This is a genomic window from Haemophilus sp. HMSC071C11 (assembly GCF_001837655.1).
Lineage (GTDB): Bacteria > Pseudomonadota > Gammaproteobacteria > Enterobacterales > Pasteurellaceae > Haemophilus > Haemophilus influenzae.
Genome location: NZ_KV833418.1, coordinates 112,618 through 121,210, shown reverse-complemented (window position 1 = coordinate 121,210; position 8,593 = coordinate 112,618). Strand labels below are relative to the sequence as shown.

General features: G+C 39.8%; 10 protein-coding genes and 2 pseudogenes. 1 reads left to right on the top strand and 11 read right to left on the bottom strand.

Annotated elements, in window-relative coordinates; all coding sequences use genetic code 11:
* From HMPREF2644_RS05760 to HMPREF2644_RS05720, 10 genes and pseudogenes are all read right to left on the bottom strand, one after another.
* Positions 1 to 1,169, bottom strand: a 1,169-nt coding sequence (locus tag HMPREF2644_RS05760; protein ID WP_180362966.1) for a phage tail protein, incomplete at its 3' end; no start/stop codon positions are given.
* An 8-nt stretch (positions 1,170 to 1,177) separates the two neighbouring features.
* Positions 1,178 to 1,714 (bottom strand): phage tail protein I, encoded by a 537-nt coding sequence (locus HMPREF2644_RS05755; RefSeq protein WP_011272671.1) that lies wholly within the window; start codon positions 1,712 to 1,714, stop codon positions 1,178 to 1,180.
* Positions 1,704 to 2,618: a baseplate assembly protein gene (locus HMPREF2644_RS05750; protein ID WP_011272672.1), complete on the bottom strand. Its 915-nt coding sequence runs from the start codon at positions 2,616 to 2,618 to the stop codon at positions 1,704 to 1,706. Before HMPREF2644_RS05750 ends, HMPREF2644_RS05755 begins: the two co-directional genes overlap by 11 nt.
* On the bottom strand, positions 2,615 to 2,953 hold the full coding sequence (locus HMPREF2644_RS05745) for a GPW/gp25 family protein (protein WP_005633786.1): 339 nt from the start codon (positions 2,951 to 2,953) through the stop codon (positions 2,615 to 2,617). The genes HMPREF2644_RS05750 and HMPREF2644_RS05745 overlap by 4 nt, the downstream gene beginning before the upstream one ends.
* Position 2,954: 1 nt before the next feature.
* Entirely contained in the window at positions 2,955 to 3,554 is a 600-nt protein-coding gene (locus HMPREF2644_RS05740; RefSeq protein WP_011272673.1) for a phage baseplate assembly protein V, read from the bottom strand.
* Between the two features lie 103 nt (positions 3,555 to 3,657).
* Positions 3,658 to 4,086 carry a hypothetical protein gene (locus HMPREF2644_RS05735; protein WP_070828307.1) on the bottom strand — a complete coding sequence of 143 codons (429 nt, stop codon included), beginning with the start codon at positions 4,084 to 4,086 and terminating at the stop codon, positions 3,658 to 3,660.
* Between the two features lie 8 nt (positions 4,087 to 4,094).
* Positions 4,095 to 4,652 (bottom strand): hypothetical protein, encoded by a 558-nt coding sequence (locus HMPREF2644_RS05730; RefSeq protein ID WP_011272674.1) that lies wholly within the window; start codon positions 4,650 to 4,652, stop codon positions 4,095 to 4,097.
* A 97-nt stretch (positions 4,653 to 4,749) separates the two neighbouring features.
* Positions 4,750 to 5,202, bottom strand: coding sequence for a hypothetical protein (locus HMPREF2644_RS05725; RefSeq protein ID WP_006995348.1), 453 nt, complete (start codon positions 5,200 to 5,202; stop codon positions 4,750 to 4,752).
* Positions 5,180 to 5,347 (bottom strand): hypothetical protein, encoded by a 168-nt coding sequence (locus HMPREF2644_RS09285; protein ID WP_162836930.1) that lies wholly within the window; start codon positions 5,345 to 5,347, stop codon positions 5,180 to 5,182. The genes HMPREF2644_RS05725 and HMPREF2644_RS09285 overlap by 23 nt, the downstream gene beginning before the upstream one ends.
* A 76-nt stretch (positions 5,348 to 5,423) precedes the next feature.
* A pseudogene (locus HMPREF2644_RS05720) lies at positions 5,424 to 8,198 on the bottom strand (phage tail tape measure protein).
* Positions 8,199 to 8,266: 68 nt separating this feature from the next.
* On the opposite strand from HMPREF2644_RS05720, the gene HMPREF2644_RS05715 reads away from it, so the two are divergent.
* Positions 8,267 to 8,527 carry a hypothetical protein gene (locus HMPREF2644_RS05715; protein ID WP_042593957.1) on the top strand — a complete coding sequence of 87 codons (261 nt, stop codon included), beginning with the start codon at positions 8,267 to 8,269 and terminating at the stop codon, positions 8,525 to 8,527.
* On the opposite strand, the pseudogene HMPREF2644_RS09480 reads toward HMPREF2644_RS05715, so the two are convergent.
* Positions 8,505 to 8,593: pseudogene (locus HMPREF2644_RS09480) on the bottom strand (phage virion morphogenesis protein); the annotation flags it as partial. The gene HMPREF2644_RS05715 and the pseudogene HMPREF2644_RS09480 overlap by 23 nt on opposite strands.

Here is an 8,593-nt window from a genome sequence, read left to right as displayed (position 1 = left end):
AAGTAATAATTGCCATCGGTTTTATAGCCATTGGCATCGCCCTGCCCTTGTTCTACTTTAAAATTCCCAATACCATAGCCTGCAAGTGTATTAGGCTTGCCTTCAATATCCGTATTAAATTGGGGTTTTGCCCCAGCGTGGTAGATTTTTTGGCGTTTGTAGGTTAAATCGCCGTTAGCGTGCATACGAAGCGTGCCAATCTCTCGGTTGCTTGATTTATATTCGAACCAGCAATCGCCATTGTTTGCCCCGATATTTAAATAGTCTCCGCGTGAAGCATAATGCTGGCTGTCTGAAATACGGATATTTCTTTTTGCCACAATACGATTTTCAAAGGATTTCTCGCCATTAATGCTTTCGTTACCATTTAAACCAACCTTTCCATCTGCGGTAGTTTTGGCTTCTACTGCTTTGTCATAGGCGGTTTTGGCTGCTTTACTTGTCGCTACGTTATCTTCGCTTTCGCTATTTACTGCAGAGGATTTTTTGCTGTTTTGGATGTAATTTTGCGAGACATTTAACTGTAATTGTGTTGTTTGTTTAGCGAGTTTTTTCCCTGCTTTTGCGGTGAGTGCAAGAGATTCACTTTCAAGCCCTGTGTCGTTGGTGAGTTGGACTATACCTTGTTGTGTGGTGCTTGCCTTGGCTATTTGGTGGCTGTGTCCGCTTTCATTAAATCCATTTTGCGTTGTGGCAGTAATGGTTTTTGGTGTCATTTGTTGTCGGGTGACAAAAATCACACTGTTATCAATAGATAATGTCACCGCACTAGAAGATTCTACTTTTAAGATCATCCGCAATACTTGGACTTTACCACTTCCGCTACTTTCTGTCGGTTTAAAACTTTCAGGACAGTTTGCGTAGGCAATGAGTTTGTTTTGTGCGTCAAATACGCCCATTTCTCTTATGTAAAAACCGCCGATATTTTCAGGGATGGTTAATTCAACGATGACTTGTTTATTATTGCGAGGGTCGAGAGAGACGGCACTGACAGGTGCAATGTGCGTTTGATGTACGAGAGCTGTTGCGTTCGCCGTTGGTGTGACCGCTTTCCCATTGCCATCACCCACTGCAAATTGGGTGAGCTGTAACGGTTGCCCTTGGCTTAATGCGTGAGCGATAGCACGTGTTCCGTAGTCGGTTAAGATTGCAAAATATTGTGATGCCATAAATATTCCTATTGTGGATATACCGTGATGATTTCGCCCCATTGCTGACCAACAAAGGCACAAAGTGACCCTGTTGGGGAGAGGGCGATAGCGAGCTGATTGAGATGTCTTGAGACGGGTTTAACATCATTAATCAGTCGCACTAGTTCGTTATAGGTTTGTTCATTCAAGCCACTTTCAGACACTTCTACGGTTAGGCTAAATGTTCCTGGTGTGCCTTGCGGATTTGTTTGAAACCATTCTTTCAGTTCAATAAGATAGCCTATTGGCTCAACCACACGCTTTACTGCGCCAATCGTGCCTTTGTGTTTGTGTACAAAATAAGACTGTTTAATCGCAATGCGTTTAACTTCTTCTGTCCAGTTTTCATCCCATTTATCCACTGAAAACGCCCAAGCTAAATAAGGCAGTAATTCGGTGGGACAACGTTCAGGGTTGATTAAATCTGCAATAACAATGGGATTTTCTACCGCACTTTTTAGAATTTCTGCCGCACGTTTTTCTAATGGAGTTGCGCCTATCGGCAGTAAATGATTAGTAATCATCACTTGTCACTATCTCCAAATTAATTGCCGTGCAGTAGGCTGATTTTGAGCTTGGTAGCACAAGGTCGGCGGTAGGTGAGATAAGCTCTACTCGTTGTACACCTTCCAAGTGTAATGCGGCATAAATACCCGATAGGCTAATATCTCGCCCTAAACGGTGTTTTTCTTCGGTGTAAGTGGTCAATTTTTTTAGAGCTGCAGCTTTGATTGGCTCGTATTCAGGGCCACGATAAAGATGTAATTTGGCGCGGATTTCGTAGGATTGGATCACCGCACTTTGGACAATAACGCGGTCGCCAATAGGGCGAATGTCATCATCATTAAGTTTGGCTCTAACTACATTTAAAAGGTTTTCGTTTGTTTCACCTTGTCCATTACGGCTTAAAATCGTGACGGTGACATTGGCTGGCTGTGGTGATACCACAGACACATCTGCAACATCAGGGTGTGCAGAGAGTGCGTGGAAGATATAAGCAGAGCGAGGACCCGCCACAGAAAGCCCCTCAAAGGCTAATTGCGTGCGCAATCTTAATGAGGTGTCATCTTCTAAAATTTCGGGGATTTTAGGCGTAACATTATTATTCGCCTCTTGAATGACTTGTCTTTTCACATTGTAATTGGCGGCAATCACATCTAAATCTGAACCGCTGGCATAGGCTAACATTGTGGCTTTTGCCGCATTGTTGATGCGGTTTCTTTCCATCAACTGTAAGTAAACCACTTCTTGTAATAATTTCGTGATGGGCTCACTTTCTAAACTTAATCGTGCTTGCCAAAATGCCCTTTCATCTTGTGGGAAAAGTGCGATAAATTCCGCTTTTCTGTCTGCGAGCAAACTTTCAAAATCTAAATCTTCTAGCACTTTTGGTGCATCTAGTTTTGATAAATCGACTAATTCGCTCATTGTTTATGTCCTAAAAATAGTTTTTCGTTGTGCATTTCTTGGTTATCTTTACGACTGCGTGCGACATAACTTGCCACAATGCCACCTTCAACCAATTCAGGTTTAAATTGTGTGATCTGTACTCGAGGTTCCCAACGATTAATCGCAGTGACGGCACAAGCCGCCAGTTGTAATAACAATGTGTGGCTAATTGGGCGGTCTATTAGCATTGGGATTAAACTGCCATATTCACGCCGCTGAATTCGTGAACCAACTGGCGTTAGCAAAATATCGGCGATGGATTGTTTAATGTGGTCGCTTTCGTTTTTTAATGTTTCGCCAGTGTATCGATTCATACTATGCCTTTGCGTTAGAGGTTCGTTGGCCATCGCCTTGTTCAAGGTGGACGTGGTTTTGTAAACTAATTGAGCCACCTTTAATATCACCGCTTGCGGTCACGCTGCCTTGCGTGCTGATATTGCCTTTTGTGGTGCTTGTGCCTGTGGTTGATAAAGAGCCGTCAATATTCACATTACCTTTGATATTGATAGCGGGGCAGTCAATATCAATTTGATTAGCGGCAGTAATACTGGCGGTTTTGATACCTGTCACAACCAATGCACCACTTGATTGGTTGTAAGTGATTTTGGCACCGTCAGCAAATTCAATGACGTGTTCGTCGGGCGATTGGCTTGGGCTATTTTGTGTGTAAAGCCCAACTAATATGCAGGCAGTAGTAAATTCACCGCTAACGGATAACATCACACATTGTTCGCCCACCGTCGGCGGCGACCAAGTTTTGGTTGTACCCGCTCGAAATGTAACGAAGGGTAAAAAATCCGTCAGAATGTCACCGCTCTTTACGCGAGCTCGTGCAGTGGCGTGATTCACTTCAGCGATTACCCCAAAGCGGATAATGTTGTCTAGTTTTCGTTGTAATTCAGCAGACATAGGCATTCACAGTTAAAGAAAATGCCTTATTGTTGGCAATATTGTGCGGTGTGGCGAGTGTGGGAGTGTGTGGAATAGTAGGTAACAAAAAAGGGCTTTCGCCCTTTGATTATACTCTGTCAATGATTGGGTTTGGAGTGTCCCATTCGCGTGGGAACGGTTCGTGTTGTGGAGAAAAAGCGATAATCACGATATGTTCATCTGATATTTTTTGATAATGAATTACAGGTCCTGATGTTTCTCCATTCAAATTTATTTTTAGCCCACTCATAGGACAATATCTAGATCCTTTATTGTAAGGGCCGCAGTGATAATGCCATATTTCGTTTTGTTGATAAACCTCTGTATTTGGAATGTCATTGAGATTATCATCAAGCCAAGATGGTTTATTTTTACCTCTTAATAGTTTCCCTTGTTTAATGGATTGCATAAAATCAAAGATGAGCTGCAATTCTTCATCTGACATGGCTTGAATGTCTTTAAAAAAGGGCGTGTTTAAACGCCCTTCTTGAAATTGTTTCGATAACTCAATCTTCATTTGTTATCCTACATCATCACTGCTTTTTTAAAATCATCAAAAGAATGTGATGATTTGTAGGTGTACCCTGCATCTTCAGATTTGCGATAAAGGCGTGATAACACTACTTCATCTGATTGTTGCTTGTATTTTTCTGATTTCATCATATTGCAAAGCGTGTGCATTTTATTGCTGAATGATTGTAGCGTTGTTGATAATTCTGGAGTTTTATTATTGACCATAATATTGTTAGCTAGATCATCATATTTATTAATTTTGCTTTCTAGTCTCAGAACGTCACTTAAATCAATATAGCTTAATGATTCTGCCGTAATTGACGCAATAACAAAATCAGTGATAGCAGAAACAGCTTTCACCATATCAATAATCTTTTCTATGTCTTGTTGATTGATCGATTTATTTTCATCTGTTTGAACACTGAAAATATTGACTGTGTGTGTAGTGTGACGAACAGGATGATTTATCGCCAATGGCGCAATAAATAACGCAGACATTGCCACGGTTTTTAATTGCTTAAAAATTGGCGCAAAACTTTCAAAAATAGGATTTAATGATAGATTTGTCATAAGTCACCAAAGAATAAAAGTTTGCGAAGTTTACAACTTTTTGAAGAAATATAAAACTATTTTCTACAATGTGCAACAAAAAAGGGCTTTCGCCCTTTTATTTTTTATTACCTAATTGAATAAAATCATCAATACGTTTACGAATATCTTTCATTCGTTGTTGAATGAATTTTTCTTCTTTTGTCCCGAATAAGGTATCATGATCAACCATAAAACGAACCGACACTGTGGTTTGTTCTGGGTTATCTTCATAATTAAATGTTAGCACCACAAGAGGATCATTTTCTTCATAACTTAATCTAGCGTGATATAAACCAATATAATAAGGCGATGCACCATAGGCTAAACTGCTGTCTTTTGCACGTCCGAATAGACGGTCTTTATTTTCAACATAAACTTCAACAAATTCTTGTTGCTGCCATAATGCGATTAATTCAGCGAGATTAGTCGAATGTTTATCAATATCTTGTTCTGTAAATCCCAATGCAAGACTGATTTGCGTAAAAAGATGATGGATTTCGACAAATTTAATATGTTTGCGTTCTAGCATTTAATTGTGTGGCTCTAAGTTGTGCTTTTAAAATGGTTTGAACATTTGCCTTGATTTCTTTGGCATTGTCACCCTTCACACGTTCGCCTTTTATTTGCGATGTGCGGTCAATAATTTCACGAATAAAAGGTGCATTTTCGTTCATTGATACCCTCCTATTTTTCGCCGATCCTAGCACTTCTGTTTACAATAAACAACAAAAAAGGGCTTTCGCCCTTTTATTATGCTCTGTCCCACATTGAACTTCTTGCTCTGGCTTGGCGTTGGTTTTCAATGCGTTGTATTTGTTTTGCCACTTGTTGTGCAATGGCTCGTTCGTCCATGCCTTGTGCGGCATTGATGGTGATATTTACGCTCATTGGTTGGCTGGTTTGCGTCATCATTGGACGAGCAAAAATTGGTGCACGAGTATCAACTTGCACAGGGGCGGCAGTTGCAACGCTGATCCCCAATCCGCCCGCAATAAGTGCTCGTTTGCCGTAATTAAGGGCGTTGAGCGTATTTACACCAAGGCGTGATGTGGCTTCTTTGGTCATCACGTATTCGCCACCGTGGACAATGCCCATGGGTTCATATTTGCCACCGTTTCCAGTGTAGCCGCCTGACCAATTTTGACTCGGTAATTTTTTGCCATTTGAACCAAAGCCAGTGAAATCCTTAAATGATTCCCAAGCACTTCCTGCCGTTTCTTTTGTTGATTGCCAAGCGTTGCTCGAAGTGTTTTTTGTTCTTTCCCATGCACTAGATACACTATTTTTAATTCCCTCCCAACTTGGCATATTTTCAGAAATCCACTTGATACCATCCATTAATCTTGTTAATGGGGTCAGAATAAACTCAATCGCTTTCGCCATTCCATTTCCGAATCTTTCCCCTGCACTGACTGCAGCATCTAAATCTTCTTTGGTACTTTGTACTGGAGACAATAAATCAGTAAACCATTTCACCGCTTTTTCAATCCAACCGACGACAACACCAAATGCGGTGCCTAGCGGTTGGAATTTTTCAAGGACGGGGGCGAGACCTGATTTTAAACCCTCCCAAAAACCGCCAAAAAAGGCTTTAATAGGTTGCCAGAATTTATAAATTAATGCAGCAACGGACAATAAAGCTATCCCTAGTGGACTGATAGCCAGTGCAATTAATTTTAGCGGAGAAAGTAATCCTCTTAATATTAGCCGCCCTGCAGATGATAAATGTCCTGAAAATTTAGGAATAATTACGTTTAATTTGGATAAGCCTAAAAATAGCCGTGCGGCTGGGTAAAGTATAAAACTTAAAGCAAGGCTTAATGCACCTAATAGACTTAAACTTCCCCCGATTGCAACTGCTGTTTTTGCTATAGTAGAGGTTAATTTAGGATGTTCATCAATCCATGTCTCGATTTTATCAAGCAAATTGCCAACCCCGTCCATTAAGCTAGTCATCGAATCTTTTAAACTGGCTCCTACAGAACTATTTACGTTGAATAAACGATTTTTAAATAATTGCCATTTTGCTGATAAAGTAGTCATTCTGGTTTGAAATTCCCTAGCCATACTATTTTTAGCTTCTTCGCTATTTGCCAGTTCAATTTGTCTGCGCCATTCTTCGGTATTGGCAACAAGCCCTGCTAATTGGGTATTATAATTTCCGCCTGCAATATCGCTAATTACGCCAGCCTGTAAATGTTTAGGCAATTTTTTTATTTTTTCAACAATCATCATTAATGTGCCTTGGGCATCTTTTACCATTGCTTTTTGAATCGCTTTTGGATCTAAACCTAACGCTTTTAGTCCGTTATTAACGGGTTTCATTCTAGTGGCTTTACTTAGACGGTTGAACGTACTTTCGATTGCTTTGGCTGATGTACTGGCTTCGTTTCCTGCCGTTAATAAAGTTGAACCAAGTGCAGCAAGATTCTTTTCACTAATTTTGACTAAATTACCAATTCCTGATGTGTTATTTAGGAAATTAATAATATCTGTCCCCTTTGAAATGGCATTATCATCTAAATAGTTAATAGTATCGGCTAGCTCTTTGGCATCTTTGGTGGTTAATTTAAAGTTTTTCTGTACTTTACCAAATAACTCTACTAATTCATCGGGGTTTTCTGCATCAAATGCTGTTGCCATTTGGGTATTTAAGCGAATAAAATCTTCTAATTCATTTTCCTGAATATCCATTCTCGCTGCAGCAGTAACCATGTCACCAATTTGATTTGTGGTAAGAGGTAATTCAGTTGAAAGCTATTTAATCTTGTTTTTCCATTCATCGTATTTAGGGGTAAATTGCCCAAATTTGTCTTTTAGCCCTGGAACTTGGCGAGCAACCCCCGCCATAACATCTTCAAACGACATAAAATCTCGAATGGAATTGACAATTGGTGCAGTCATTGTTGTACCTGCAGCTGTTGCCTGTGCACCAATGATTTGTGCTTTACCACTGATATCTTTAAGTTTCTCAACTTGCCCACGGTATTGATTATAAGCGGCTTGTTTTGCGTTGAGTTTTTTCAATGCGGCTTCTTGATTTTTAATTTGATCCGTCGCACTTTTGGTGTTTTTCTGTAGTTCCCTTTGCTTTTGCGCGAGTTTTTCTGCAGAAATGCCTGATTTTGCTAATTCTTGGCGTGCTTGCTGTAATTTATTTGCTGCATCAATTTGTTCTTGCTTGAGTTTTTTTACCGCACTTTTTGCTTTCTCTACTTCCTTTTGAAATCCTGCAGTAGGATGTTGAGCGTTCTTCATATATTGAGCATAAGATGCGGCTTTTTGTTTTGCTTGCTCTAATTCTTGATTCAGCGAATCTAATTTTGATTTCAATGGGTTGATAGCAGAAGCATATTGTTTCATTGCAGCTTGATGCTGCTTATTTTGCTGATTTAGTTGTCGATGAATCGATTTGCTTTCTTTTAGTTTTGCCGATAGCTCATGAACGCTTTTAGATGCACTGCGAACTGGAGCAGATATTTTATCAATGGCATTTAATAAGACTGTAAGTTGTAAATTATTCATTTTTATTCACTTTCCTATTGACAAGATTAATTATTTAGCTCAATAATCGAGGAAGAAAAGGGGGAAATATGATTGCAATACTTTCATTATTTATTCTGTCTGTTGGCTTACTTGGGCTTGCAATTGGTTTTGGTGTAATTGCAGTGCCTTGGTTTGTTTCTCTGGTCATTGCTGCTCCAGCTATTTTCATTTATATGTTGATGATTGGCTCAGTATTGTGGCTTGTCGAAGTTAATTTTTTTCTCGGTATGGCTGCATTGGTTGTTTATGCCTATTGGATACACATCATTCGCAAACACCTCAAATCTAAAGGCTTAATTTCTCAATAATTAAATCTTCAATCATTTCTAAATCACTATTACTAAAGCCCAGTAATTCACGCTGGGCATATTGCA

Coding starts and splice junctions, on each gene's coding strand:
- HMPREF2644_RS05740 (WP_011272673.1), bottom strand. CDS start 3,554: ATGCCTATGTCTGCTGAATTACAACGAAAACTAGACAACATTATCCGC.
- HMPREF2644_RS05745 (WP_005633786.1), bottom strand. CDS start 2,953: ATGAATCGATACACTGGCGAAACATTAAAAAACGAAAGCGACCACATT.
- HMPREF2644_RS09285 (WP_162836930.1), bottom strand. CDS start 5,347: ATGAACGAAAATGCACCTTTTATTCGTGAAATTATTGACCGCACATCG.
- HMPREF2644_RS05730 (WP_011272674.1), bottom strand. CDS start 4,652: ATGACAAATCTATCATTAAATCCTATTTTTGAAAGTTTTGCGCCAATT.
- HMPREF2644_RS05755 (WP_011272671.1), bottom strand. CDS start 1,714: ATGATTACTAATCATTTACTGCCGATAGGCGCAACTCCATTAGAAAAA.
- HMPREF2644_RS05725 (WP_006995348.1), bottom strand. CDS start 5,202: ATGCTAGAACGCAAACATATTAAATTTGTCGAAATCCATCATCTTTTT.
- HMPREF2644_RS05715 (WP_042593957.1), top strand. CDS start 8,267: ATGATTGCAATACTTTCATTATTTATTCTGTCTGTTGGCTTACTTGGG.
- HMPREF2644_RS05735 (WP_070828307.1), bottom strand. CDS start 4,086: ATGAAGATTGAGTTATCGAAACAATTTCAAGAAGGGCGTTTAAACACG.
- HMPREF2644_RS05750 (WP_011272672.1), bottom strand. CDS start 2,618: ATGAGCGAATTAGTCGATTTATCAAAACTAGATGCACCAAAAGTGCTA.